Annotated in this window: 23 protein-coding genes, 2 tRNA genes, 1 other RNA gene and 1 pseudogene; 13 read left to right on the top strand and 14 right to left on the bottom strand. The window is 75.7% G+C overall.

The features are described 5' to 3' along the window. Positions 1-74 precede the first annotated feature (74 nt). An RNA gene (ffs, locus tag O2V61_RS01480) (signal recognition particle sRNA small type) lies at positions 75-170 on the bottom strand. Between the two features lie 58 nt (positions 171-228). On the opposite strand from ffs, the pseudogene O2V61_RS01475 reads away from it, so the two are divergent. Beyond that, a pseudogene (locus O2V61_RS01475) lies at positions 229-1,065 on the top strand (DMT family transporter); the annotation flags it as partial. Positions 1,066-1,131: 66 nt separating this feature from the next. Here the strand turns inward: O2V61_RS01475 and O2V61_RS01470 are convergent. Further along, positions 1,132-1,216 (bottom strand) — tRNA-Ser (locus O2V61_RS01470). A gap of 139 nt (positions 1,217-1,355) precedes the next feature. On the opposite strand from O2V61_RS01470, the gene O2V61_RS01465 reads away from it, so the two are divergent. From O2V61_RS01465 to O2V61_RS01455, 3 genes are read left to right on the top strand one after another with little or no spacing between them, the layout of a single operon-like run. Beyond that, positions 1,356-1,703 carry a hypothetical protein gene (locus tag O2V61_RS01465; protein ID WP_269181567.1) on the top strand — a complete coding sequence of 116 codons (348 nt, stop codon included), beginning with the start codon at positions 1,356-1,358 and terminating at the stop codon, positions 1,701-1,703. Between the two features lie 34 nt (positions 1,704-1,737). Beyond that, positions 1,738-3,690, top strand: coding sequence for a serine/threonine-protein kinase (locus O2V61_RS01460; RefSeq protein ID WP_269181566.1), 1,953 nt, complete (start codon positions 1,738-1,740; stop codon positions 3,688-3,690). A gap of 26 nt (positions 3,691-3,716) precedes the next feature. After that, the gene (locus O2V61_RS01455; protein ID WP_269181565.1) at positions 3,717-4,217 is read left to right on the top strand and encodes a hypothetical protein; all 501 of its coding nucleotides are present in this window, start codon (positions 3,717-3,719) and stop codon (positions 4,215-4,217) included. A gap of 52 nt (positions 4,218-4,269) precedes the next feature. Here the strand turns inward: O2V61_RS01455 and O2V61_RS01450 are convergent. The 4 genes from O2V61_RS01450 to O2V61_RS01435 form a co-directional block, all read right to left on the bottom strand. After that, positions 4,270-4,354, bottom strand: a tRNA-Ser gene (locus tag O2V61_RS01450). Positions 4,355-4,364: 10 nt separating this feature from the next. After that, positions 4,365-4,823: a nucleoside deaminase gene (locus O2V61_RS01445; RefSeq protein WP_269181564.1), complete on the bottom strand. Its 459-nt coding sequence runs from the start codon at positions 4,821-4,823 to the stop codon at positions 4,365-4,367. A 94-nt stretch (positions 4,824-4,917) separates the two neighbouring features. Next, positions 4,918-5,559, bottom strand: a complete 642-nt coding sequence (locus tag O2V61_RS01440) for an HAD-IA family hydrolase (RefSeq protein WP_269181563.1) — start codon at positions 5,557-5,559, stop codon at positions 4,918-4,920. Beyond that, on the bottom strand, positions 5,556-6,080 hold the full coding sequence (locus tag O2V61_RS01435) for a tRNA adenosine deaminase-associated protein (RefSeq protein ID WP_269181562.1): 525 nt from the start codon (positions 6,078-6,080) through the stop codon (positions 5,556-5,558). Before O2V61_RS01435 ends, O2V61_RS01440 begins: the two co-directional genes overlap by 4 nt. Positions 6,081-6,092: 12 nt before the next feature. Between O2V61_RS01435 and O2V61_RS01430 the strand changes: the two genes are divergently transcribed. From O2V61_RS01430 to O2V61_RS01420, 3 genes are read left to right on the top strand one after another with little or no spacing between them, the layout of a single operon-like run. Further along, a complete protein-coding gene (locus tag O2V61_RS01430) occupies positions 6,093-6,575 on the top strand; it encodes a PaaI family thioesterase (protein ID WP_269181561.1) in 483 nt (160 codons plus the stop codon). Beyond that, positions 6,572-7,492 (top strand): prephenate dehydrogenase, encoded by a 921-nt coding sequence (locus O2V61_RS01425; protein ID WP_269181560.1) that lies wholly within the window; start codon positions 6,572-6,574, stop codon positions 7,490-7,492. The genes O2V61_RS01430 and O2V61_RS01425 overlap by 4 nt, the downstream gene beginning before the upstream one ends. Positions 7,493-7,535: 43 nt before the next feature. Further along, positions 7,536-7,769: a DUF2630 family protein gene (locus O2V61_RS01420; protein ID WP_269181559.1), complete on the top strand. Its 234-nt coding sequence runs from the start codon at positions 7,536-7,538 to the stop codon at positions 7,767-7,769. Between the two features lie 6 nt (positions 7,770-7,775). Here the strand turns inward: O2V61_RS01420 and O2V61_RS01415 are convergent, their stop codons facing one another. Next, positions 7,776-8,981, bottom strand: a complete 1,206-nt coding sequence (locus O2V61_RS01415; protein WP_269181558.1) for a PucR family transcriptional regulator — start codon at positions 8,979-8,981, stop codon at positions 7,776-7,778. A 170-nt stretch (positions 8,982-9,151) separates the two neighbouring features. Between O2V61_RS01415 and O2V61_RS01410 the strand changes: the two genes are divergently transcribed. The 6 genes from O2V61_RS01410 to O2V61_RS01385 all read left to right on the top strand — a co-directional run bounded on the left by O2V61_RS01410 (position 9,152) and on the right by O2V61_RS01385 (position 16,389). Further along, complete coding sequence (locus tag O2V61_RS01410; protein ID WP_269181557.1) at positions 9,152-10,051, top strand: ABC transporter ATP-binding protein; 900 nt, start codon at positions 9,152-9,154, stop codon at positions 10,049-10,051. After that, positions 10,044-10,814, top strand: a complete 771-nt coding sequence (locus O2V61_RS01405; protein ID WP_269181556.1) for an ABC transporter ATP-binding protein — start codon at positions 10,044-10,046, stop codon at positions 10,812-10,814. The genes O2V61_RS01410 and O2V61_RS01405 overlap by 8 nt, the downstream gene beginning before the upstream one ends. 49 nt (positions 10,815-10,863) lie before the next feature. Then, positions 10,864-11,748 (top strand): branched-chain amino acid ABC transporter permease, encoded by an 885-nt coding sequence (locus tag O2V61_RS01400; protein WP_269181555.1) that lies wholly within the window; start codon positions 10,864-10,866, stop codon positions 11,746-11,748. A gap of 2 nt (positions 11,749-11,750) precedes the next feature. Continuing rightward, a complete protein-coding gene (locus O2V61_RS01395) occupies positions 11,751-12,926 on the top strand; it encodes a branched-chain amino acid ABC transporter permease (RefSeq protein WP_269181554.1) in 1,176 nt (391 codons plus the stop codon). 113 nt (positions 12,927-13,039) lie between these two features. After that, positions 13,040-14,374 carry an ABC transporter substrate-binding protein gene (locus tag O2V61_RS01390; protein ID WP_269181553.1) on the top strand — a complete coding sequence of 445 codons (1,335 nt, stop codon included), beginning with the start codon at positions 13,040-13,042 and terminating at the stop codon, positions 14,372-14,374. A gap of 353 nt (positions 14,375-14,727) precedes the next feature. Beyond that, on the top strand, positions 14,728-16,389 hold the full coding sequence (locus tag O2V61_RS01385; protein ID WP_269181552.1) for a VWA domain-containing protein: 1,662 nt from the start codon (positions 14,728-14,730) through the stop codon (positions 16,387-16,389). A gap of 41 nt (positions 16,390-16,430) precedes the next feature. Here the strand turns inward: O2V61_RS01385 and O2V61_RS01380 are convergent, their stop codons facing one another. From O2V61_RS01380 to O2V61_RS01350, 7 genes are read right to left on the bottom strand one after another with little or no spacing between them, the layout of a single operon-like run. Next, on the bottom strand, positions 16,431-17,408 hold the full coding sequence (locus O2V61_RS01380; RefSeq protein WP_269181551.1) for a glycosyltransferase family 9 protein: 978 nt from the start codon (positions 17,406-17,408) through the stop codon (positions 16,431-16,433). Beyond that, on the bottom strand, positions 17,405-18,802 hold the full coding sequence (rfaE2, locus tag O2V61_RS01375; RefSeq protein WP_269181550.1) for a D-glycero-beta-D-manno-heptose 1-phosphate adenylyltransferase: 1,398 nt from the start codon (positions 18,800-18,802) through the stop codon (positions 17,405-17,407). Before rfaE2 ends, O2V61_RS01380 begins: the two co-directional genes overlap by 4 nt. Next, the gene (locus tag O2V61_RS01370) at positions 18,799-19,467 is read right to left on the bottom strand and encodes a D-sedoheptulose-7-phosphate isomerase (protein ID WP_269181549.1); all 669 of its coding nucleotides are present in this window, start codon (positions 19,465-19,467) and stop codon (positions 18,799-18,801) included. Before O2V61_RS01370 ends, rfaE2 begins: the two co-directional genes overlap by 4 nt. 23 nt (positions 19,468-19,490) lie before the next feature. Continuing rightward, on the bottom strand, positions 19,491-20,699 hold the full coding sequence (locus O2V61_RS01365) for a glycosyltransferase (protein WP_269181548.1): 1,209 nt from the start codon (positions 20,697-20,699) through the stop codon (positions 19,491-19,493). Beyond that, positions 20,696-21,661 (bottom strand): glycosyltransferase, encoded by a 966-nt coding sequence (locus O2V61_RS01360; RefSeq protein ID WP_269181547.1) that lies wholly within the window; start codon positions 21,659-21,661, stop codon positions 20,696-20,698. Before O2V61_RS01360 ends, O2V61_RS01365 begins: the two co-directional genes overlap by 4 nt. Beyond that, complete coding sequence (locus O2V61_RS01355) at positions 21,658-22,659, bottom strand: glycosyltransferase family 9 protein (RefSeq protein ID WP_269181546.1); 1,002 nt, start codon at positions 22,657-22,659, stop codon at positions 21,658-21,660. Before O2V61_RS01355 ends, O2V61_RS01360 begins: the two co-directional genes overlap by 4 nt. Then, on the bottom strand, positions 22,656-24,155 hold the full coding sequence (locus tag O2V61_RS01350) for an HAD-IIIA family hydrolase (RefSeq protein ID WP_269181545.1): 1,500 nt from the start codon (positions 24,153-24,155) through the stop codon (positions 22,656-22,658). The genes O2V61_RS01355 and O2V61_RS01350 overlap by 4 nt, the downstream gene beginning before the upstream one ends. Between the last annotated feature and the right edge of the window lie 69 nt (positions 24,156-24,224).

Raw genomic sequence — 24,224 nt, 5'->3', positions numbered from 1 at the left:
GCCACTCCCCCGCTCGAAGGTGGGTGCATCAGAGCGCACGAACCTGGGAGGAGCCTGAGAACCGCGACGGAGAGAGAAAGGACCCCCCGCACACCCGCCAGAGCCCGCTTATCCTTGCTGCCTTCCGGCCCTGGGGAGGTTCACAGGGTGACGCCGCACGAGGGGTCGCCGTCCACTGTAGAGGACGCCGCCGATGCCGGAGCCGCCCTCCCCGTACGCTCCCGCCGCATGACCGGGCGCACCCCTCAGCCCGTCCCGCCTGCCCGCGGTTTCCTGCTCGTCGTGCTGGCCGCGCTGTGCTGGGGCACCGCGGGCATCACCGGCGACCTGGTCGCCGACCGCACCGACCTGGACCCGCTCGACGTCGCCTGGCACCGGATGGCCGTCGGCGCGCTCGCCCTGCTCGCCGTCCACCTGCTCGCCCGGCGGGCCTTCTCCGGGCCCGCCGCTCCGCCGGTCCCCTGGCCGCGCGCGCTGCGCTGGCGGCTGGCCGGCGTCGGCGCCGGGCTGGCGGTCTACCAGAGCGCCTACTTCGCGGCCGTGGCCACGGCCGGGGTGAGCATCGCGACGCTGGTCGCCCTCGGCCTGGCCCCGCTGCTGGTGGCCGTCGGTGCCGCCGCACTCGGGCACGGCCGCCCGGACCGGGCCACCGGCGTGGCCCTCGTCGTCGCCCTGGCCGGGCTGGTGCTGCTCGTCGGGGTCTCGGCGGGCGGCGACGGCGGCGACGCCGTCCTGCTGGGGGCGCTGGCCGCGATCGGCTGCGCGGTCGCCTACGCCGCGGTGGTGCTGCTGTCGGCCGGCGCACCGGCGGGCGTGCCGACGACGACGGTCGGCTTCGCCGTGGGGGCCGTGGCGCTCACCCCGGTGGCGCTGGCCGCCGGGCTGGACCTCACCACCGACCCGCTGGGGCTGGCGCTGCTGGTCTACCTGGGACTGGTGCCGACCGCGCTGGCGTACGGGCTCTTCTTCACCGGGGTGCGGGCCGTGCCGGCCGCGGTCGCCTCGATCGTGACCCTGCTCGAGCCGCTGACCGCGACCGCGCTGGCGGCCGTGGTGCTCGGGGAGCGGCTCACCCCGACCGCGCTGGCCGGGGGAGCGCTCATGCTCGGCGCCGTGACGGCGCTCTACCTGCGGAGGATGGGAGATTCGAACTCCCGAGGGCTTGCACCCAACCCGCTTTCCAAGCGAGCGCCATAGGCCACTAGGCGAATCCTCCAGTGCGGGGCCACTGTACCGGGCGGGTCCGCGGCAGTCAGCCGCTCCCCTCCACCCGAGCGGCCTGCGGGGCCGGAGAGTGGTTGAGTGATCTACGGGACGGCGACCGCCGCACGGAACCGGACACCGGAGGGACCGACATGAGCAGCGCTGAGCAGGTACGCCCCGAGGTGGTCGCGGCGATCGTCACCGCACTGGAGCAGACCGACCCGAGCGACCTCCCGCCCGACGCCACCCGCGCCGAGAAGGACGCCGCCAAGGACCAGTACCTCTCCGGCCTGGTCGCCGGGCGGGCGCAGCGTGAGCGGCAGACCCGGGCCTGGGAGCTGCTGCTCACCCGCAGCCACGACGAGCCGCCGAGCTGGCGTCAGCTGTTCGACGAGCTGCCGCAGAGCTCGGTCGACCAGCTGGGCGAGCTCTACGACGCGCTGCCCGAGGGGGCCCAGGCGGAGTACACGCGCCGGTACGGGGCCCCCGTCTCCGCCTGACCCGCGGCGCGGCCGGCGTGCGAGCAGGGCTGGGATGACGGCGCCGGGTGCCCGGGTGGCCGGGCGCTACCTGCTGGAGTCCAGGCTCGGTGGCGGGGCCATGGGCGCGGTCTGGCTGGCCCGGGACGAGCTGCTGGGCCGCGAGGTCGCGGTCAAGCAGGTGCTCATCCCGTTCGGCAGCGACCCCGAGGCGACCGCCGGGCACCGCGAAGCGGCCATGCGTGAGGGCCGGATCGCCGCCCGGCTGACCCATCCGCACGCCATCGCGGTCTACGACATGGTCGACGACGGCGGGACGCCGTGGCTGGTCATGGAGCACCTGCCCTCCCGCAGCCTGGCGAGCGTGCTGGCCGAACGGGGCACGCTGCCGGTGCAGCAGGTGGCCCTGATCGGCGCCCAGGTCGCCGATGCACTGGTCGCCACGCACGCCGTCGGCGTCGTCCACCGGGACGTGAAGCCGGGCAACATCCTGATCGGTGAGGGCCCGCGCAGCGCCGGCCTGGTGAAGATCACCGACTTCGGCATCTCGCGGGCTCGTGGCGACGTCTCGCTCACCCAGACCGGCGTGGTCAAGGGGACGCCGGCCTACCTGGCCCCGGAGGTCGCCCGCGGGCAGGAGCCCCGGGAGGCCAGCGACGTCTTCTCCCTCGGCGCCACGCTCCACGCCTGTCTGGAGGGGACGCCGCCGTTCGGGATGACGGAGAACCCGCTGGAGATGCTCCACCGGGTCGCCGGGGGCAACGTGGCCCGGCCGCGGAACGCCGGGCCGCTCACCCGGCCGCTGATGCGGATGCTGGCCAACGACCCGGCGAAGCGGCCGACGATGGCCCAGGCGCGCGACCAGCTGGCGAAGCTGGCCGCCGGCCGGGACGGCGACACCACCGAGGTGCTGGCCGCACGCACGCCGCTGCTGCCGACGCTGGCCGACCTGCGCGCGGTGCCCGGCGCGACGACCACCGGCGCGACGGACGCCCCCGCCAGCACCGACTCCCCCACCACCGGCTCCGCCACGGCCGACTCCTCCACCGACTCTTCCACCACCGGCTCCGCCACCGGGGCCCCCACCACCGGCTCCGCCACCGGGGCCCCCACCACCGGCTCCGCCACCGGGTCCCCCACCACCGGGACCCCCGCCGGGGCGGCCGCCGCCGAGCCGGCGCTCCCGGCCGACGCACCACCGTCCCCGGAGGCACGGGCCCGACCGGGGACGGGCGATCAGCCGGCGGACACCGACCGGCCCGAGGACGCCGGGGCCACACCGCCGGCTGCTGCGGCGGCCGGCGCACCGCCTGCGGCCGGCCGGCCTCCCTCGCCCACCCCCCGACCGGGGCGCAGCCGCCGGTCCCGGCTGGTCGCCGCCGCCGCGATCGTGTTCCTCGCCCTGTCCGGCACGCTGGGTGCGGTCTGGTTCGGAACCCGGGACGACGACGACCGGGTCCCGGCGGCCGAGGCCGGCAGCTCGCCGTCGGCACCGTCGTCTGCCGACCCGGCACCGTCGTCCGCCGCCCCGACGCCGACGCCGACGCCGACGACCGAGGAGGAGCCGGTGGTCACCTCGGAGACGCCGGCGCCGACCTCCGCCGTCCCGACCCCGTCGGTGACCCCGCCGCCGACGGCGCCCACCGCGGCCCCGACCCTCACGCCGACGCCGACGCCCGCGGGTCCGGCACCGGGCTCCGCGGCCGAGGTCGTGCAGGCGGTCACCAGCTACTACGCGCTGCTGCCCGGCGACGCCGGGGCGGCCTGGGAGCGCACCGGGCCCCGGCTGCGCGCGGAGATCGGCAGCCGGGCGGCCTACCTCGCCTTCTGGGACCGCTTCCAGAGCGTCAGCCGGGGCCCGGTGTCGGCGCAGGACGGGTCGCTCGTCGCCTCGGTGCCGGTGACCTTCACCGAGCGCAACGGCACCGTCAGCGCCGAACAGCACCAGGTCACCCTGGTCCGCGGGGACGACGGCCGGCTGCTCATCGACTACGACGTCCCGGTCTGAGGGCAGCGCGTCATTACCGTGCGGCCATGCGCACCTCCCGACTCCCCGCCGCCCTCCTGCCGTTGCTCGTCGTCCCGGCGCTGCTGAGCGGGTGCTCGTCGGACGGGTCGGCGACCACCGCCGCGTCCACCCCCAGCGCGCCGTCCTCGAGCGCCTCGTCGACGGCTCCCGCCACCACCGCGGGCTCGGCGGACACGGACGCGCAGGAGACCTTCTGCACCGAGGTGCCGGGCCTGCTCACCGACATCACCACGGACCTGCAGGGCGCCACCACGACCCCGGAGCAGGCGCCACAGCAGGTCGCCGAGGCCGTCGACCGGCTCGCAACGGTCGAGCCGCCGGCCGGGGTGACCCCGCAGTGGGAGCGCCTGGTCGCCGCCTGGACCTCGATGCGCGACCTGATGAACCAGGTCGACGTCACCGACCGGGCGGCCAACGCGGACCTCGCCCCGCAGCTCCAGGCGCTGCAGACCGAGCTCGTCGAGGCCGGCAGCGCCGTGGACGAGTACGGCAAGACGACCTGCTGACACGACGACGGCGGCGCCCGGTCCAGGTGGACCGGACGCCGCCGTCTCGATGCGGTGGCGGTGGGATTTGAACCCACGGAGGCTTGCACCTCACACGCTTTCGAGGCGTGCTCCTTCGGCCGCTCGGACACGCCACCGTCGGACAGACTACAGGCCCCGCTTCGAGCGGAAGAACGCACGTAGCAACGCGCCGGACTCTTCGGCGCGGACGCCGCCGGTGACCTCGGGGCGGTGGTTGAGCCGCCGGTCCCGGACGACGTCCCACAACGAACCGGCCGCCCCCGCCTTCGGGTCGTCGGCGCCGTAGACCACCCGCGCCACCCGGGCCAGCACGCTCGCACCGGCGCACATGGTGCAGGGCTCCAGCGTGACCACCAGGCTCGCCCCGGTCAGCCGCCAGCCGTCACCGTGCACCGCCGCGGCGGCGCGCAGGGCCAGCACCTCGGCGTGTGCGGTCGGGTCGCCCTGCTTCTCCCGCTCGTTGGCCGCCTCGGCCAGCACCGTCCCGTCGGGACCGAGGACGACGGCGCCGATCGGCGTGTCCCCCCACTCCTGCGCGGCGGCCGCGAGCTCCAGCGCCCGCAGCATCGCCTCGTCGTCGGTCACCGCCGGCCCGCCCACGGACGGGCGGACAGGGATGCCTCGCCGAGAGTCGTGCTCTGGTGCACCGGTACAGCCAGAGCACGACTGCGCCGGGAGGTCATGCCAGGTCCAGGCCGGTGAGCGCCGACAGCTCGGCGAGCGCGGCGGCGGGGTCGACGACCTTGATCGTGTGCATCCCCAGCGCCCGGGCCGGCTTCAGGTTGATGCCGAGGTCGTCCAGGTAGGCGCAGTCGGACGGCGCGAGCTCCCGGCCGACCGCCTGCGACAGGCGCTGTACCGCGAGCGGGTAGATGGCCGGCTCGGGCTTGCGCACCCCCTCGACCGAGGACTCGACGACGGCGTCGAACAGCTCCAGCAGCTCGCCCAGCCGGCCGGTGCGCTGCATCGGCGCGACGTTGTTCGACAGCAACGCCAGGGGCAGCCCCGCCGTCCGCAGCCGTCGCACCGCCCTCACCATCGCCGGGCGCAGCTCCCCCGCCAGGGCGGCGAGCACCCGGCCGGCGTCCAGCGGGTGCCCGGCGGCGGCGGCCTCGGCCTCGAAGGCCCGCCGGAACCCCGGCTCGTCGAGCTCCCGGCGCTCGTAGCGGGCCCAGGCGTTGGTGTCCGGGTCGGTGCTGTTGAGGCCGACGATGAACCCGGCGGGCAGCTCCGCCTCCTGCTCGTAGGCGGCGAAGGCGGTCAGCGGGCTCTCGGTGAGCACGCCACCCAGGTCGAAGACGACAGCACCGACGTGGTTCACGGCGCCGCGACCGCCGTGAGCTCGTCGGCGAAGCCCAGCCGTTCGGCGATCGCCAGCACCACCTCGTCGGCCCACAGGTCGTCGGAGTCCAGCAGCCGGCTCAGCTCCTCGGCCGGGAGCCCGGCGTCGGCCAGGACGTCGAGGTCGCCGCCGGGCCGGCCCTGCTCGTCGGCGTCGAAGGCGTCGTCGATCGTGGTGCCGGTCTCGACCGGGATGCCGTAGCGCTCCACCACCTCGGCCGCGAGCAGGTGCTCCTGGAAGGTCGCGTCGGAGATCAGCGCCCGGACCATGCCGCCCGGCCCGTGCCGGAGCACGACGAAGTAGAGCCGGCTGTCGACGACGAGGACGAACGGGCCCGGCCAGCCGGGGGCGCCCGGGTCACCGAGGGCTCGTTCCAGGGCCGGCAGCTCGTCGTCGGCATCGGCGGCGAGGAGCTCGCACTGCCAGCGGCCGGCGGCCGAGCTGACCCGGACGGCGAAGCTCTCCTGCAGCGAGGTGCCGGAGTCGGAGGGAGGGGCCATAGCCTGTAGATCATGGCCGACGCCCTCTCCGACGACAGCGCGCCGGTCGAGGTCCCCGCCGTCGCCCCGGCGCTCTTCGCCGCCCTCGCCGCCGATCCGCTCGCCGCCCACCTGGGCATCGAGCTGGAGGAGGTCCGACCCGGCTACGCACGGGCGTCGATGACCGTGGGCCCGAGCCTGCTCAACGCGGTCGGCACCGCGCACGGCGGCGCGACGATGGCACTGCTGGACGTGGTGCACGCCGCGGTGAGCAACAGCCACGGCACGATCGCCGTCGCCCAGGACGTCCACACCGAGTTCCTCTCCCCCGGCCGGTCCGGCGACCACGTGGTCGCCGAGGGGGTCGAGCTGCACCGGACCGGCCGCACCGCCGTCTACCGGATCGACGCGGCCACCGCGGACGGGCGCCCGGTCGCCACCGCCCTGGCCCGGGTGTTCCGGCTGGGCACCCCGTGGGAGACCGGCCCGGCGACCGGTGGGGAGGAGGCACCGTGACCGGCTCCTTCCCGGTCCCGACGATGCCCGCGCCGCCGGTCTCGGTGATCGGCCTCGGGCAGCTGGGCGGTTCGCTGGCGGCGGCGCTGGTCGCGGCCGGCCGGCCGGTCTCCGGCTGGGACGTCGACCCGGCCGCCCGGCAGGCGGCGGAGGACACCGGCGTGGAGATCCGCCGGGAGCTGACCGGCGTGGTCGTGCTCGCCGTCCCGCTCCCGGCGATGGGCACGGCACTGGCCGGGCTGCGGATCGACCCGGGGGCGACGGTCACCGACCTCGGTTCGGTGAAGGTCCCGGTGCTGGCCGAGCTGGGTGCCGTCCACGGGGACCGGTACGTCGGCGGGCACCCGATGTGCGGCACCGAGCGCTCCGGGCCGACCGCCGTCGACCCCACGCTGTTCACCGGCGCCCGGTGGGCGCTGTGCCTGGAGGCGGACACCGACCTGCGGCGCTGGCTGCGGGTCGCCGAGATCGCGATGGCCGTCGGTGCCGAGGTGGTCCCGGTGACCGCGGCCGAGCACGACGACGCGGTCGCGGCGATCAGCGCCGTCCCGCACCTGCTGGCCGCGGCGGTGGCCGCCGCCGCCGGGCAGGCCGGGCCGCTCGCCCTCTCCCTGGCGGCCGGCAGCTTCCGGGACGCCACCCGGGTGATCGGCAGCGACCCGGCGTTCGTGACCGCGCTGGTGACCGGCAACGCCGGGCCGGCGACGGCGGCGCTGGACCGGGTCCGGGCCCAGCTGGACCGTCCCTGGCCCGAGCTGGTCACCGACGGGCACGCGGTGCGGGTCGCCGACGCCGGCCGCCGGACGGTCCGGGTCCCGCTGGAGCGGGCCGCGCTGCTCGCGCTGGGCCGGGCCGGGGGCGCGGTCACCCGGCGGCTGGCGGCGTTCGTCGAGGGCTGGGTGCCGGATCGGGCGTGATCCGCACGCGTGGGAGACGCCCGGACCGGGCAAGGTGACCGCCATGGGCGACAAGGACATCCGCAGCAGGATCGAGGCGCTGGTCGAGGAGGAGCACACGCTCCGCAACGCCAGCGAGCACACCGACGAGCAGCGCGCCCGCCTGCGGCAGATCGAGGAGGACCGCGACCAGCTGTGGGACCTCCTGCGCCAGCGGGACGCCAAGCGGCAGTACGGCGAGGACCCCGACGAGGCCCAGCCGCGCCCGGAACCGCAGGTCGAGAACTACCTCCAGTAGCGGCGCTCAGCGGTGGTGGTCGGCCCCCAGCAGGGCCAGCTGCCAGAGCAGCCGGGACCGGGGGTCGGCCACCGAGCGGCCGGTGACCTGCTCGATCCGGCGCAGCCGGTGCATGACCGTGTTGCGGTGGCAGTACAGCTGGTCGGCGGCCCGGGTCGGTGACCCGTCGGAGGCCAGCACCGCGGTCAGGGTGTCCAGCAGCACGTCACGTTCATCGGGGGGCAGGTCGAGCAGCCGGCCCAGCGACTGCTCCACGAGCCGGCGGGTGATCTCCGGCGAGCTGCTCAGCAGCGCCTCGGGCAACCGGTCGTCGATCGTGACCACCCGCGGCTGGCCCGGGGGCAGCGTGCGGGCCGCGGTGTCCGCCAGCCGCCAGGCGGAGGCGACCGCCGAGGCGCCGTCCACCACGGCCGAGACGCCCACCGGGCCGGCGGCGAGCTCCGCCAGCCAGGTCACCACGTCGCCGACCTGACGGGTGCCCAGCGCGACGACCCCGACCTGGGCACCGGAGCGCCAGCCCCACACCGACCGCACCCCCCGCTTCAGCAGCCGGGCGCCGGGGTCGGCGAGGTTCGGCCCCCCCGACTCGTCCGGGGGCGCGACGGCACACACCAGCCGGCCGTCCAGCGGCAGGGCCAGCAGCTCCGAGGCCGTCCGGACGAACACCGGGTCACCTCCGCGGCCACCCAGCAGCCCGTCCAGCACCTGCTGCCGGGCCTGGTCGTCGATGCCGGCCAGCCGGCGCTCCTCGGTCCGGTAGGCCTCGGCCAGCGCGGCACACTGCACGTCGTTGACGTGCCAGACCGACCCGGCCACCTCGAGCAGGACGTCGCTGTCGCCGGGCGCCTCGGCGGCCCGGGCCGTCGCCCGCAACGCCTCCCAGGTGACCTGCCCGCCCAGCCGGTAGGCGCGCAGCACCGTCTCCAGCGGCACCCCCTGGATCGCCCGGCGACGGCCGACCTCGCGGGCCGCGGCCAGCGCACCGCGGCCGCCGTCGTCGGCGTCGCCCATCAGGGTGCGCACCGCCCGCTCGAGGTTCGTCCGGCCGGACTCGAACAGCTCGGCCCGGACGACGGGCCCCTGCTCGGTGTACGCACCCTCGGTGCGCTCCAGGATGCTGATCATCCGGGAGGTCATCTCGTCGAGCTGGCCCAGCAGCGGCGGGGCGAGCTGGGCCAGCCGGGCGGAGACCTCGGGCCGGAACGGTTGCACCTCGCCCCCCTCTGTGACACACGGCACACTGCACAAGCAACCGGAGTGATCACTGTGCTCCCCGCCCATTGTGACGGCACTCACCGCACCGCACGCTCGGGTGGTCGGATCATCCGGCACTCGTTCGCCGCGCCATGCCCGGCGGACGGGGCACCCGAGGCAAAGGAGCCGTGGGCCCGTTGGCGCAGCCGACCCCGTCTGCAGGCAGCACCGCGATCGACCGCACCGCTGCCCCGGACACCGACCGCGCCCCCTCAGCCAGCCTGGAGATGACCGGGATCACCGTCGCCTTCGGCGGCGTGGTCGCCCTCTCCGAGGTCTCGCTGGTGGTCGAGCCCGGTCAGGTGCACGGGCTGATCGGCCCGAACGGCGCGGGCAAGACGACGCTGTTCAACGTCGCGTGCGGGATCGTGCGCCCCACGGCCGGTGAGATGACCTGGCGCGGCCGGCCACTCCGCCGGTTGAAGCCGCACCAGCTGGCCGGCCTGGGCATCGCCCGCACCCTGCAGGGCGTGGGCCTCTTCCCCGGCATGACCGTGCTGGAGAACGTGATGATCGGCGCCCACCGGCACGCCCGCGCCGGCTTCGGCTCCGCGCTGCTCGCCCTGCCGCGCTCGGACCGTGACGAGCGGGAGCTGCGTGCCCGGGCCATGACCGCGCTGAGCGACCTGGGCGCCCAGCAGCACGCCGGCCGCTACCCCGGGGGGCTCCCCTACCCGGTGCAGAAGCGGGTCGCGCTGGCCCGGGCCCTGGTCTCCGCACCGGACCTGCTGCTGCTCGACGAGCCCGCCAGCGGTCTGGCCGAGGACGAGATGCACGAGCTCGGCGAGCTCATCCGCACGCTCGCCGGCCGGATGAGCGTGCTCCTGGTGGAGCACCACATGGACCTGGTCATGCGGGTCTGCGACCGGATCACCGTCCTGGACTCCGGGCGGCAGATCGCCGCCGGCACGCCGGCCGAGGTGCAGGCCGACCCGGCCGTCACCGAGGCCTACCTCGGCGACGAGGTGACCGCCGAGGAGGACGCGGCCGGCACGACCCCCACCGACGGAGGGCGCCACCATGGCTGACACCCGCCCGCATGGCAGCACCGCGGTCGCGACCGCGGGAGGCACCGCCACCGCTCCCGCCCTGCTCCAGATCGAGGACCTCACCTCCTCCTACGGGGCGGTCCGGGCGCTGGACGGGGTCTCGTTGACCGCGGACGCCGGCCGGATCACCGCCGTCCTCGGGGCCAACGGCGCCGGCAAGACCACCCTGCTGCGCACCGTCAGCGGGCTGGTCCGGGCCTCCTCGGGCCGGGTCACCCTCGACGGGGAGGACATCACCACCGCCTCCGTCGAGTCGATGGTCGGCCGCGGCATGGCCCACGTGCCCGAGGGGCGCGGCGTCATCGCCGAGCTCACGGTGCACGAGAACCTGCGGGTCGGCGCGCTGTTCCGCGGCAAGGTGGAGAAGAGCGAGTACGACCGCATCTACGACCTGTTCCCCCGGATCGCCGAGCGCCGCGACCAGCCGGCGCACGTCCTCTCCGGTGGTGAGCGCCAGATGCTCGTGATCGGGCGGGCACTGCTGGCCCAGCCGCGGATCCTGCTGCTCGACGAGCCGTCGCTGGGCCTGGCCCCCCGGATCGTGGCGCAGATCTTCGGCCTGCTCCGCCGGCTCGTCGACACCGAGGGGCTGTCGGTCCTGCTGGTCGAGCAGAACGCCCGGAGCGCCCTGTCGGTGGCCGACGTCGGCGTCGTCCTCAACCTCGGCCGGGTGGTCGTCACCGACTCCGCCCGCACGCTGATGGCCGACGAGGACCTCCGGCACGCCTACCTGGGCTTCTGACCCACCTCTCCCCGAGTCCCCTCCGCACCGCCAGGAAGGCACCTCCTCCGTGCAGTACTTCGTGAACGTCACCCTCACCGGGCTGACCGAGGGAATGGTCTACTCGGCCTTCGCCCTCGCCCTGGTGCTGATCTGGCGGTCCACCCGGATCGTGAACTTCGCGCAGGGCTCGATGGCGGCGGCGACGACCTTCATCGCCCTCGCGCTGATCCAGGCCGGGCAGTCCTACTGGGTGGCGCTGATCGTCGCCCTGCTCTCCGGGCTGCTGCTGGGGGCCATCGTGGAGCGGGTCGTCATCCGGCGCGTCGAGGGTGGGCCGGAGCTCAACGCGGTGATCGTGACCCTGGGCCTCTTCGTCGCCATCCAGGCCGCGATCGCGATCGTCTTCGGGTCGGCGTTCCAGTCCTTCCCGACCCCGTTCGGCCTGGAGGGCTTCCAGGTCGGTGACAACCGGATCGCGCTCACCCCGAACAGCGTCTGGGTGATCGCCGCGGTGCTGGTCACCATGGCGCTGCTGGTGGTGCTGTTCCGGTTCACCCGGATCGGCCTGGCCATGCGCGCCTCGGCGTTCGGCCAGGAGGTCGCCCGGCTGCTCGGCGTCCGGGTCGGCCGGATGCTCACCCTGGGGTGGGCGCTCGCGGCCGTCGTCGGCTCACTGGCCGGGCTGCTCATCGCCGGTGGGGAGTTCGTCTACCCCGCCTACATGGACAGCCTGATCGTCTTCGGCTTCGTCGCCGCCGTGCTCGGTGGCCTGGACTCCCCCATCGGCGCGATCGTCGGCGGGCTGATCCTGGGCCTGGCCCTCAGCTACGTCAGCGGCTACGTCGAGCGGGGCAGCGCCCTGGTCAACGTCGCCGCCCTGGTCATCCTGATGGTCGTGCTGCTCGTGCGGCCCGGTGGCCTGTTCGCCAGCAGCACGGCCCGGAGGGCATGACGATGAGCGACCTGCAGAGCCCCACGAACACGACCGCCGAGGGCACCAGGACCGGCGGCAAGGCCGCCGAGGAGGCCCCCACCGCGGCGACCGCCGGAGCCGACCAGCCCACCGCCACCCCGCGGCGCAGCCTGCTCCCCTCCTCGACGCTGCTGCGGCACCTGCTGGTGCTGCTGCTCGCGGCCGTCGGCGCGGTGGTGCTGCTGGAGATCACCGACCCGTTCACCAACTCCCAGCTGGCCACGCTGACCTACTACGCCATCGCAGCCGGTGGGTTGACCGTGCTGACCGGGATGAACGGCCAGATCTCGCTGGGCCACGGCGCCCTCATGGCGGTGGGCGCGTACACCACCGCGCTGTTCCTCTCCGCCGACGAGCCGCTCCCGCTGCCGCTGATCCTGCTGGCCGCGATCGTGACGGCCACCGCCGTCGGCGCCCTGGTCGGGGTGGCCGCCGCCCGGCTGCACGGCCCCTACCTCGCCGGCGCCACGCTCGCCCTCGCCGTCGGCCTGCCCGGCCTGGCGATCTACTTCCACGACGTCCTCGGCGGCGAGCAGGGCATGCGGGTGCGGGCCCCCCGGGCCCCGGAGGCGTTCGACTCCTTCATCAGCGCCGTCTCGGGCAACTCGGCGACCAACACGAAGTGGCTGGCCTACCTGGGCGCCATCTGCCTGCTGATCACCTACTTCCTGCTGGCCAACCTGATCCGCAGCCGGATCGGCCGCACCTGGCGCGCGGTGCGTGACCAGGAGGTCGCCGCCGAGCTCGCCGGGATCAACCTCGGCGCGTGGCGGGTGCTCGCCTTCGTGGTGAGCGCGGCCGCCGCCGGGCTGGCCGGTGGCGTGCTGGCGCTCGTCGTCCGGCTGGCCGCCCCCAGCGGCTTCACGCTGGTCCTCTCCCTGTCCCTGCTCACGGCGATCGTGATCGGCGGGCTGGGCAGCCTGCTCGGCGCCCTGCTCGGCTCGGCGCTGCTGGTCTTCCTGCCGCCGTTCGTCACCGACCTGGGTGCCGGCTGGGGCCTGGACAACACCGAGGCCGCCCAGCTGGCTCCCTTCGTCTACGGCGTGGTGCTCATCGTCGCGATGATCTTCGCCCCCGCCGGCTTCGTCGGCACCCTCCGCATGCGCTGGCTCACCCGCCGGGCGAAGCGGGCGGCCGCCCAGCCGAGCAGGGGGTGAGGGCGACCAGACCGGACCGCCGCTCCCGGCCCCACGACCCCCCACACACTCCCGGGCAACGAAGCCCGGACAGCACCAGAGGAGAACCGTTGTCCAGATCCTCTCGACGCCTCATGACCGTCATCGCCGCAGCCACCGCCGCCTCCACCCTCGCCGCCTGTGGCGGGAGCGATGACGGCGGCGGGGACGGCGGCGGTGGCGGTGGCGACGCCAGCGCCAACGAGGCCTCCGACATCGGCATCACCGAGGACTCGATCAAGCTCGGCGCCCACTTCCCCCTCACCGGGGTGGCCGCGCCCGGCTACAGCGAGATCCCGACCGGCGCGCAGGCCTACTTCGACTGCCTCAACAACGAGGGCGGGGTGAACGGCCGGACCATCGAGTACATCTACCGGGACGACGCCTACAACCCGACCAACACCAGCCAGGTGGTCAACCAGCTGGTCCTCGAGGACGAGGTCTTCGCCATCGTCGGCGGCCTCGGCACCCCGACGCACAGCGCCGTCCTGGACTTCCTGAACAGCGAGGGCGTGCCCGACCTGTTCGTCTCCTCCGGCTCGCTGCTGTGGGGCGATGACCCGGAGACCAACCCGTACACCTTCGGCTGGCAGACCGACTACGAGAGCGAGGGGAAGATCATCGGTGACTACATCGCCGAGAACTTCCCGGACGCGCAGGTCGGGCTCTTCCTCCAGGACGACGACTTCGGCGAGGACGGCGAGGCGGGCATCCGCGAGTACATCGACGACCAGATCGTGGCCGCCGAGCGCTACACCCCGGGCAACACCAACGTCGGCCCGCAGATCGCCGCCCTGCAGGCCGCCGGGGCCGACTTCGTCGTCGGGTTCAACGTGCCCAGCTACACCGCCCTGTCGCAGCTGACCGCGCTGCAGCTGGGCTACGACCCGCAGTGGTTCTACTCCAACGTGGGGTCGGACCCGACGCTGGTCGGCAGCCTGCTGAACAACTTCTCGCAGGGCCAGGTGAGCGACGCCAGCCTGCTCGACGGCGCGCTGACCACCGACTACCTGCCGACGGTCGACGAGCCGGACAACCCGTGGGTGCAGGAGTTCCAGCGCATCTGGGACGAGTGCGGCGGCGACGGCGAGCTGACCAACTACCGGATCTACGGCATGTCGCAGGCCTACACCACGGTGCAGGCCCTCCAGGCGGCCGGTCAGAACCCGACGCGCGACGGCCTGGTCGAGGCCATCGAGATCGCCGGCGGCGACTGGGAGGGCCCGGTGCTCGCACCGTTCCGCTACTCCGAGGACAGCCACATGGGCACCTCCGGCATGTCGATCAGCCGGGTCACCGGTGACACCACCGAGGAGGTCGTCCCGGTGCAGCTGACCGACATAGGCGACGCCGAGATCGAGCCCTTCGACGGCGAGATGGCCGAGGTCCCGGAGAACGGCATCCCGAACGAGGAGTCGGTCATCGACTGACGGAGGACACCGCTGCCCCCATGCCTCGCAGGTTCGGCGCGGGACCCCGCAGCAGTGGCTGACCGACAGGCCGCCGGTCTCCCTCACGGGAGGCCGGCGGCCTGTCGGTCGTCCGACACCAGGAGGCTGCGGTGCACGGTGGCGTGGTCCGCCGCCCAGCGCGGCGCCTCGGCAACGCGCTGGGCGGCCCTGCCGCCCCCGCGACGGAGGGTGATCGGCCGAGCGCGGTGGGCATGATCGCCGACCGTCTGTCGCCCAGAACTGGGTAGAGTGCCGAGACGACGCGATGCTCCGCGCCGCCCCGCGGACAGCGCAGGGCAACCGCACGGAACCAGACACGACGGAGAACCCAGATGGGGCGGCACGCCCGTACTCCCGCCCGTTCCGGGACGGCCAGCCGACCAGCCCTGCTCGCCGGGCTCGCGGTCGTGGTCGCCCTGGCCCTGATCGCCGGCGTCGCCTGGTGGGCCACCGACCCGGACGCCGGGACGGCGGAGGCCGCCGGTTGCGACGAGCCCGAGACGGTCCGGGTGACCGTGGCCCCGGAGCTGGACACCCTGGTCCGGGAGCTGCTGGCCGAGCCGCTGCCGCTCGGCGGCGACGCGTGCGCCGTGGCCGACGTCGAGGCGACCGAGCCACTGCAGACGCTGGCCGCCCTGGGCTCCCTCGGCGCCGACTCGCTGCCCCAGGTGTGGGTGCCCGACTCCTCGCTGTGGGCCGCCCGCGCCAGCAGCGCCGACCTCGAGGTGGCCGGGTCGCTGGCCACCTCACCGCTGGTGCTCGCCACCAGCCGGGCCGCCGCCGACGAGCTGGGCTGGACCGGCAGCGCGCCCAGCTGGGGCGAGGCCCTGACCACCGGCCGTCCGCTGGCCGTGCCCGACCTGGCCGCCAGCGCCGAGGGGCTGTCCGTGCTGGCCGCCGTCCGGCAGTCGCTCGGCGGCGGGGAGGACGCGGACAACGCCGTCGTCGAGGCCGTGCTGGCCGCCGGTCGGGGCGACGTGCCCAGCGTCGCCGACGCGCTGGCCACCGGGACCGAGAACGGCGCCGACGCACCGCTGGTGCCGGTCAGCGAGCAGGAGGTGCTGGCCGCCAACCTCGCCGCCGGCTCGGACTCCCTCGTGGCGATCTACCCGACCGAGGGCTCCCCGTCCCTGGACTACCCGGTGCTGCGGCTGCCCACCGCCGAGCAGGACTCCGCGGCCGTGGACGCGGTGGTCGACGCGCTGACCGCCGCCTCGGCCGGCGAGCAGGCCCGGGCAGCCGGCTTCCGCGACGCCGCCGGCACCGCCCCCGAGGGGGCCGGACCCGACACCGGCGTGCAGGCGGAGGCGCCGGAGCCGCTGGCGCTGGACGCCGCTGCGGTGCAGGCCCTGCTCGGCCGGCTGTCCAGCCTGGCCACCCCCTCCCGGCTGCTCACCGTCATCGACGTCTCCACCTCGATGAACGCCCCGGCCGGCGACGGCACCCGCGCCACCCTCGCCCGGGACGCGACCAAGAGCGCGCTCACGCTGCTGCCGGACTCCTACTCCGGCGGCGTCTGGGGCTTCGCCTACCAGCTCGACGGCGAGCGCGACTGGGTCGAGCTGGCCCCGCTGCGCGCCCTCGGGGCCGACGTCGGTGGCCAGACGCACCGCGCACTGGTCGACGAGCAGCTCGACACCCTGCCCAACCTGCTCGCCCCCGGCGGCACGGGGCTGTACGACACGACACTGGCCGCGGTCCGCGCCGCGCGCGATGCCTACGACCCGAACTCGGTGAACAGCGTCGTGCTGATCACCGACGGGACCGACGACGACGACGGCGCGGCCATCGAGCTGCCCGCCCTGCTGGACACCCTGCGCGCGGAAGCCGACCCGGAGCGCCCGGTGAAGGTCATCGGGATCGCACTCGGCCCCGACGCCGACCTGGACTCACTCGAGCAGATCGGCGAGGCGACCGGTGGTGCGGCCTACCAGGCCCTGGACCCCGAGGACCTGCAGAGCGTGCTGTTCGACGCCATCCGCCGCCGCGGCTGAGGAAGGACCCCGCTGCCGCCACCCGGCCGAGGGGCCAGGGGTCAGGTGCGGGCGAGGAGGTCGTCGAGCGCTGCGGTGACCTCGGCGACGGAGACCCGGGCGAGGGCGGGGTCCAGCGTCGTCCCCCAGGGGTCGCCGGTGCCGTCGCCGTGCCAGCAGACGACGTGCTGCGCGCGGGGCGGTGGCCCCCACCGCGCCGGTGACACCGGGCCGAAGAGCACCACGGACGGACGGCGGTAGGCGGTCGCCAGGTGGGCCACCCCGGTGTCGCCGCAGACCACCACCCGGGCGGCGGCGACCACGGCGGCCAGCTCCAGGGACGTCGTCCGGCCGGCCAGCACGGACTCCGGGCCCAGCCCGGCCTGGGCGGCCACGGCGAGGGCCAGCTCCCGCTCGGCCGGGCCGCCGGTGATCGCGACCGGCAGCCCGGCCGCGGCCAGGTGCCGGGCCACGGCGGCGAACCGCTCCGAAGGCCAGCGCCGGCCCGGGAATGCCGCCCCCGGGTGCACGACCGCGACGTCCCGCACCGGCGGCTCGACGTCCGGGACGGCGAGGTCCAGGGCGTCCGGGTCGCAGTCGACGCCCAGCCCCTCGGAGACCAGCCGGCACCAGCGGCGCACCTCGTGCTCATCGGCGTACCAGGTCGGCCCGGGGTAGCCGGGGCTGTCGAAGGTGAGCAGCCGCTGCGGGCGCAGGCCGGCCACCACGACGTGCGAGGCCGGGCCCTTGCCGTGCAGGTCGACGGCGAGCTCCGGCGGCGGGCCGGTCCAGTCCAGCGGCTCGAGCTCGACGGCGGGCAGCACCTCGTCGACGGCGTCGATCAGCGCGGCCAGCGGCGCCAGCGCCCGGGTGGTGGCCAGCACCAGCCGGTGGTCGGGCACCGCGGCCCGGATGCCGCGGATCGCCGGCACCCCGGTCAGCAGGTCCCCCAGCCCCAGCGGCCGCAGCACGACTGCCGTCTCCCGGCCGTCCTCCCCACCACCAAGATGGCCATCTTGGTGGGTGACGGGGTCGGTCACCAGACGCGGGAGCGCTCGACCAGGGCGGTGGTCGAGTGGCCGTCCAGGTAGGGCAGGACGACGGCCTGCCCGCCCCACGTCTGCAGCACGGCGGCCTCCGGGAGGTCCGCGCCGGCGTAGTCCCCGCCCTTGGCCCAGACGTCCGGGCGCACCTGCTCGAGCACCTGCGCCGGGGTGTCCTCGTCGAAGACGACGACGGCGTCCACGAACTCCAGCGCCTCGAGCACCCGCGCCCGGTCGGGGGCGCTGACCAGCGGGCGGGTCGGGCCCTTGAGCCGGCGCACCGAGTCGTCGGAGTTGATGCAGACCACCAGGCAGTCACCGAGCCCGCGGGCGGCCTGCAGGGTGGCGACGTGCCCGGCGTGCAGCAGGTCGAAGCAGCCCCCGGTGGCCACGACGGTGCCGCCGGTCGCGCGCACCCGGTCCAGCACCGCGGCCAGCCGGGGCGCCGGGCCCGACACGTCGGCGTCGGGCACCGCAGCGACGGGCACCGCGTCCCAGGCGGTGGCCCCACCACGGGCGACGAACGCCCCGGCCGCGGCGACCGCAGCGGTGACCGCCTCGCCGGTGACCGCGCCATCGGCCAGCGCCACGGTGACCGCGGCGGCGAAGGCGTCACCGGCGCCGCACGGGTCACCGCCGGTGACCGGGGTGGCGGGGACGACCATCGGCGCGCCCTCGCCGTAGGAGAGCAGGGCACCGCGGGCGCCGAGGGTGATCGCGACGGCGCCGACCCCCCACCGTGCGATGAGCGCCTCCGCCCGGGCGCCGACCGCGGCGAGCCCCTCGCCGGTCACGTCCAGGCCGGCCACCCGGGTGGCCTCGGCACCGTTGGGGGTGACCAACCGGGCCGAGGGCACCGGGTCCGCGCCGCGGGGGTGCGGGTCCCAGACGACCGGGCCGGAGGCGGCGGAGAGCGCGGCCCGCACGTCGGGGGCCGACGTCGTCCCGCGGCCGTAGTCGGCGACCAGCACGGCGGCGGCGTCCCCGATCGCCGTCGCGGCGGCGGCCGGCAGCGCGCCGAAGGTCGAGCTCGCTCCCCCGCTGTCCAGCCGGGCGACGGAGTGGTCACCGACCCGGATCCGCTGCTTGACGGCGGTGGGGCTGCCGGCCGGGATCTCGATCAGCCGGACCCGGCTGTCGAGCAGGGCCCGCAGCCGGGCGGCGCCCTCGTCGTCGGCGAGCGGGGTCACCAGCACGACCTCCCGGTCGCCGGCGGACCGGGCGGCCAGCACCGCGGCCAGCGCGGCCCCGCCCGGGCGTTCGCGGGTCTCGACGTCCTCGACCACCGGCACCGGGGCGTCCGGGGTCAGCCGGGACGCCGTGCCGACCAGGTCGACGTCCAGCAGGGCGTCGCCGACCACCACGATCGGCCGGGAGACCGCGCGGGTCACGAGACCACCTCGACGTGGTTGCGGGTGGAGATCCGGGGCGAGTCGGCGAGCACGGCGGCGTCGAACGCGGCGCACAGCAGGTGCAGCGCGACGAGGTGGCACTCCTGCACGGTCGCCGTCCACGGCGAGTCGATGGCCACGGTCTCGTCGGCGGCGGCAGCCAGCGGGTTGGGCGCCGGCCCGGTCATCGCCAGCACGGTGATCCCGCACTCGCGGGCCCGGCGGGCGGCGGCGACCGCGTTGGGGCTGCGGCCGCTGGTCGACAGCAGCACCAGCACGTCGCCGTCCCGGCCGTGCGCCTCGACCTGCCGGGCGAACAGCTCGTCGGCCGGGTAGTCGTTGGCGATCGCCGTCAGCGAGGAGGTCTCGGCGGTCAGGCAGATCGCGGAGAACGGCGGGCGGTCGGCGCGGTAGCGGCCCACCAGCTCGGCGGTGAGGTGCTGCGCCTGCGCCGCGCTGCCGCCGTTCCCGGCGGCCAGCAGCCGGCCGCGGGACGGCCCGGTCAGCACGTCGGCGAGCAGCCGGCCCCAGCGGTCCAGCGTCTCGACCTGCTCGGTGAGGCCGCCCAGCGCGGCGCTCAGCGAGGCGACGTGGTCGTGCCCGGTGAGGTGCGTGCAGGTGTCGGGCGAGACGACCTCGCGGTCGGCGGAGGGGGCGGTGCTCATGACGGTCCTTCCAGCGAGGGGGTTCATCGGGCGGCCTCCACCGGGGTCCGGGCGGAGACCACCTGCCGGTACACGGCGTCGGTGTCGGCGACGACCCGGGACCAGCGGTAGCGGGTCCGGGCGCGGGTGACGCCGGCGGCGCCGTAGGCGACCCGCCGCTCGTCGTCGGCGAGCAGGGCGGCCAGCGCCTGCCCGAGGGCGTCGGGGTCGCGGGGTGGGACGAGGTCACCGGTCACGCCGTCGGCGACGGTGTCGACCAGCCCGCCGACGGCGGTGGCCACGACCGGCCGGCCGCAGGCCATCGCCTCCAGCGGGGTGATCCCGAACGGCTCGTACCAGGGCACCGCCAGGACGACGTCGGCCGAGCGGATCCAGCCCGGCACGTCTCCCCGGCAGACCGCACCGGTGAAGACCAGCCGGTCGGCGACGCCCAGCTCGGCGGCGATCGCCCGCAGCCGGCCGACCTCCGGGTCGGTGTCCAGCTCGTCGGTCGGCGGGCCGCCCACGACGACCAGCTCGGCGTCGGGGACCGCGGCCAGCGCCCGGACGGCGTCCTCCTGGCCCTTGCGCTCGACCAGCCGGCCGAGCACGAGCAGCCGCGGGCGGCCGGCGGGCGGGGCGACCGGGCCGTGCGGGGTGAAGACGTCGGTGTCCACCCCGCACGGCACGATCGACACCCGGTCGCTGGCCAGCCCGAGCCGGCGCAGCTCGAACACCTCGTCGCTGCAGGTGGCGACCACGTGGTCGACGTCGGCGCACAGCCCGCGTTCCAGGTCGATCCGCTGCTCGGGCGAGGTGTCGGCGTCGCCCTGGTGCCGGCGCTTGACCGAGCCGAGCGCGTGGAAGGTCTGCAGCACCGGGATGCCCAGGCCGGACGCGGCCTGCACCGAGGCCAGGCCGCTCATCCAGAAGTGCGCGTGCACCACGTCCGGCCGGGTGGTCGCCCACTCGGCGCGCAGGACGTCGGCGAAGGCCGCCATGTGCTGGAGCAGCTCGTCCTTGGGCACGACCCGGGCCGGCCCGGCGGCGACGTGCGCGACGTCGTAGCCGTCGGCCGTGGTCACCCGGTCGGGCAGCGCGGCGTCGTCCCGGCGGGTGTGCACGGTGACCTGGTGGCCGCGCTGGGCCAGGCCGGCGGCGAGCGCGGCCACGTGCACGTTCTGCCCGCCGGCGTCGACGCCGCCGATCGCGGCCAGCGGTGAGGCGTGCTCGCTCACCAGGTCGATCCTCATCGGGTCACCTCCGCGAGCAGCGTGTCCCAGTCGGTCAGGAACCGGTCCAGGCCGTACCGCTCCAGCGCCGCGGCGCGGGCGGCCTTGCCGGCGAGCCGGGCGGCGTCCGGCTCGGCGACGAAGTGCCGGATGGCCTCGGCCAGCCGCTCGGGCCGGGTGGAGAGCACCCCGGCCTCGGCCGGCACCGCCTCGACGGCCTCGGTGGTGGCCAGCCCGACGACCGGCATGCCCAGGTGCATCGCCTCCAGCAGCGACAGCCCCAGCGAGGTCCAGCGCACCGGGTGCACGTAGACCCGGCGGCGGGCGAGCTCGTCGTGCATGGCGGCCTGCGGCGGGTCGTCGTGCAGGCCCACCCGGTCGGGATCCAGCCCGTAGCGCTCGTGCAGCCCGGCCAGGCCCATCCCGAACACGTCCAGCGGCGCGGCCGCGGACAGCAGCGGCAGCAGGTCGCCACCGGTGTACCGGCCGCGGCGGACCGGCTCGTTGACCACCACGCCGGCCCGGGCCAGCTCGCCGGTGTACCGCTCGCCCGGGTCGACGATGCCGTGCTCGATGACGGTCGTCGGCGCGCTGCCGTTGTCGTAGAAGAGCTGGTTGAAGAAGGTCACGTGGGCGATCGGGATCGCCGACTGGTCGGCCAGCGGGTGCCGGGTGTTCGGCACCGCGCCGTCCGGGGCGTTGTGCTCGAGGAAGACCGCCGGCAGGTCACGGCCGGGCTCGCGGCCCAGCCACTCACGGACCAGCTCGAGGTCGCGGGGGCGCTGCAGCACGACGACGTCGACGTCCTCGTCGCGCAGCTGGTCGGGGGTGACCTCGCGGGCGGACGCCGGCCACTCCCAGGTGCGGGCGCGGCCGAGACCGTCGGGGCCGCGATCGGGTGTCACGGGGAGCAGGTAGTCGTGAGAGCCCTGGACGAACGACGTCGTCCAGGAGCCGTGCACGTGCCAGAGCAGGACCTTCATGGTGCGACCACCTTGTCGACGGCGGCGACGACGTCGGCTGGGCTCACCGACGTCAGACAGGGATGACCGGGCACCGGGCACTCGCGGGCCCGGGTGTCGCGGCAGGGGGCGGACTGGTCGCCGAGCAGCACGGTGGGCACGCCGTAGGGCGCCCACCGCACGGCCGGCACGACCGGGGAGAAGAGGGAGACGACGGGCGTGCCGACGGCGGCGGCCAGGTGCGCCGGGCCGGTGTTGCCGACGACGACGGCGGCCGCCCCGTCGAGCAGCGCGGCCATCTCGGCCAGCGTGGTGGCCCCGCCGAGGTCGGTGCCCCGCCGGCCGGCGACGGCCGCGGTCAGCGCCCGCTCCCCCGGCCCGCCGGTGACCAGCACCCGCCAGCCGGCGTCGGAGAGCGCCTCGACCGCCTCCGCGCAGTGCTCGGCCGGCCAGGCCCGCGCGGGCACCGAGGCGCCGGGGTGCAGCACGACGTAGCCCGGCTCCTGGCCGGTCACCGGCAACGGACGGCGCACGGCGAGCAGCCCGTCGTCACCGGCCGGCAGCTCGAAGCCGGCGGCTCGGGCCAGCGAGAGGGCCCGTTCCGGCTCCGGCAGGTCGTCCTCCACCCGGTGCCGGACGTCGAGCAGCGAACCGGGGTAGTCGACGCTGATCGCGGAGATCCGCCGCACCCCGGCGGTGCGCAGCACCAGGGCCAGCGGCAGCGGCGACTGGTGGAAGCTCGTGCTCACCACCGCCTCGTCGACGCCGAGGGCGCGGACCCGGTCGGCGAGCGCGGCGATGTCCTGGGCGTCCACGGGCTGCGGTGCGCCGTCGATCCACGGGCAGTGCCAGGTCAGCACGTCGTCGACGCCGGGCAGCAGCTCGGCGGCCGCCGTGCCCTGCGGGCTGGCCAGGAAGACCACCCGGTCGGCGCCGGCGGCCACGGCCCGCACCAGCGGGCCCTGCAGCAGCACGTCGCCGGCGTTGTCCAGCCGGGCGACCAGGACGGTGCGGGTCACCAGGCGCCCGCCAGCACGTCCTCGACCGCCTCGACCAGGGTGGGCGCCCGGTGTGCCGCGGCGGTCACCTCGGCGGGGCGGGTGACCGTCGTCGGCACCAGGATCGAGGCCGCGCCGGCCGCGGTGGCCGCCTCCACGTCGGCACCGATGTCACCGATGACGACGACGCGGGAGGGGTCGACGTCGAGCTCGGCGCAGGCTGCCTTGACCATGCCGGGCGCCGGCTTGCGGCAGTCGCAGCCGTCCTCGGGCGCGTGCGGGCACACCTGCACGGTGTCGAAGGGGCCGAGCAGCTCGGCGACGCGGGCATTGACCGCGTCGGCCTGCGCCCGGGTGATCAGCCCCCGGCCGACGCCGGACTGGTTGGTGACCAGGCCGATGCGCACGCCGCGGGCACGGAGGGCGTCCAGCACCTCGCGGGCGCCGTCGACCGGGCGCACCTGGGCCGGGTCGCCGTTGTAGGGCACGTCGTGCACCAGCGTGCCGTCGCGGTCGAGGAGCACCAGGTCGGGCAGGCCGCGCCACGGCGTCACGGTGCGGTGCTGCACGACGCCGCGCAGGACGTGCCAGCTGGCCAGCGGCGGGATGAGCGCGCTGGTGGCGAGCATGGTGGTGACCTCGGCACGGTCCCGCGGCCCGGGGGCGATCCGCGCCCAGGCGAACTCGGCGGTGCCGGCGGCCCAGCCCAGGGCCGCGAGCGCCGCGGCCCGCGGCCGTCCCGCGGCGGCCAGCCCGAGGGCGGCCACCGCGGCCGCCGTGACGGCGAGGTGGCGGGGACGGCGGCCGACGGCGGCGTCGGCGCGCGCCCGCCAGGTCGGCCCGTGCAGCCGGCGCATGAGGACGTCATCGGCGTTGCCGGCCTGCACCCGGGCGGACACCCAGCGGTCGGTCGGCCGGACCGGGTGGGTGATCCACCGCTCGCCGCGGGTCAGCGCCGACCCGGTGTCCATGACCCGCAGCGCCAGGTCGGAGTCCTCCCGGAAGGCCCGGGGGAAGCGCTCGTCGAACCCACCGACCGCGGCCAGCGCGGACCGTCGGTAGGCCAGGTCGGCGGTGATCCAGCTGCTGGTGGCCAGCCCCGCGGTGCCGCGCTCCCAGTCGGTGGGGCGACGGTCGGCAGGCAGCGGGACCCGCACCCGGCCCTGGGTGCCGGCCGCGTCGGCCGGGAGGGCGGCCAGGTCCTCGGCGAGCCGGGCGTACCAGTCGGGGTCGGGCACGACGTCGTCGTCCAGGAAGGCGACCCACTCGGTGCGCGCGGTGCGCCAGCCCAGGTTGCGGGCCACCGCCGGCCCACCGCCGCCGGTGCGCACCACCCCGACCGGGGGCAGGCCCGGGCGCTCCGGGCGCAGCGGCTCGCCGCTGGGCCGGTCGTCGACCAGCACGATCTCGGCCGGACGCGGGCCGGTGGCGTCGGTCAGGGCGTCGAGGAGCACGCCCAGCGACGGCCGGCCGATCGTCGGCACGACGACCGTGCAGTTGCAGAGGGCACCGGACATGCCCGGCTTCGTTCCCGGGAGATCGTCCCCGAAACACTACGGGCTTTAAGTTGTCCGGCTGTCCACCCG

Origin of the sequence: Modestobacter sp. VKM Ac-2985 (genome assembly GCF_026967925.1) — a bacterium.
Classification (GTDB): domain Bacteria; phylum Actinomycetota; class Actinomycetes; order Mycobacteriales; family Geodermatophilaceae; genus Modestobacter.
The sequence above is the reverse complement of the archived record's forward strand: the minus strand, read 5'-3'. Positions and strand labels throughout refer to the sequence as shown.

Excerpts from the sequence above, each read along its gene's own strand:
- O2V61_RS01465 (WP_269181567.1), top strand. The coding sequence starts at position 1,356 with ATGAGCAGCGCTGAGCAGGTACGCCCCGAGGTGGTCGCGGCGATCGTC.
- O2V61_RS01460 (WP_269181566.1), top strand. The coding sequence starts at position 1,738 with ATGACGGCGCCGGGTGCCCGGGTGGCCGGGCGCTACCTGCTGGAGTCC.
- O2V61_RS01455 (WP_269181565.1), top strand. The coding sequence starts at position 3,717 with ATGCGCACCTCCCGACTCCCCGCCGCCCTCCTGCCGTTGCTCGTCGTC.
- O2V61_RS01435 (WP_269181562.1), bottom strand. The coding sequence starts at position 6,080 with ATGGCCCCTCCCTCCGACTCCGGCACCTCGCTGCAGGAGAGCTTCGCC.
- O2V61_RS01430 (WP_269181561.1), top strand. The coding sequence starts at position 6,093 with ATGGCCGACGCCCTCTCCGACGACAGCGCGCCGGTCGAGGTCCCCGCC.
- O2V61_RS01420 (WP_269181559.1), top strand. The coding sequence starts at position 7,536 with ATGGGCGACAAGGACATCCGCAGCAGGATCGAGGCGCTGGTCGAGGAG.
- O2V61_RS01405 (WP_269181556.1), top strand. The coding sequence starts at position 10,044 with ATGGCTGACACCCGCCCGCATGGCAGCACCGCGGTCGCGACCGCGGGA.
- O2V61_RS01395 (WP_269181554.1), top strand. The coding sequence starts at position 11,751 with ATGAGCGACCTGCAGAGCCCCACGAACACGACCGCCGAGGGCACCAGG.
- O2V61_RS01390 (WP_269181553.1), top strand. The coding sequence starts at position 13,040 with ATGACCGTCATCGCCGCAGCCACCGCCGCCTCCACCCTCGCCGCCTGT.
- O2V61_RS01385 (WP_269181552.1), top strand. The coding sequence starts at position 14,728 with ATGGGGCGGCACGCCCGTACTCCCGCCCGTTCCGGGACGGCCAGCCGA.
- O2V61_RS01370 (WP_269181549.1), bottom strand. The coding sequence starts at position 19,467 with ATGAGCACCGCCCCCTCCGCCGACCGCGAGGTCGTCTCGCCCGACACC.
- O2V61_RS01365 (WP_269181548.1), bottom strand. The coding sequence starts at position 20,699 with ATGAGGATCGACCTGGTGAGCGAGCACGCCTCACCGCTGGCCGCGATC.
- O2V61_RS01360 (WP_269181547.1), bottom strand. The coding sequence starts at position 21,661 with ATGAAGGTCCTGCTCTGGCACGTGCACGGCTCCTGGACGACGTCGTTC.
- O2V61_RS01350 (WP_269181545.1), bottom strand. The coding sequence starts at position 24,155 with ATGTCCGGTGCCCTCTGCAACTGCACGGTCGTCGTGCCGACGATCGGC.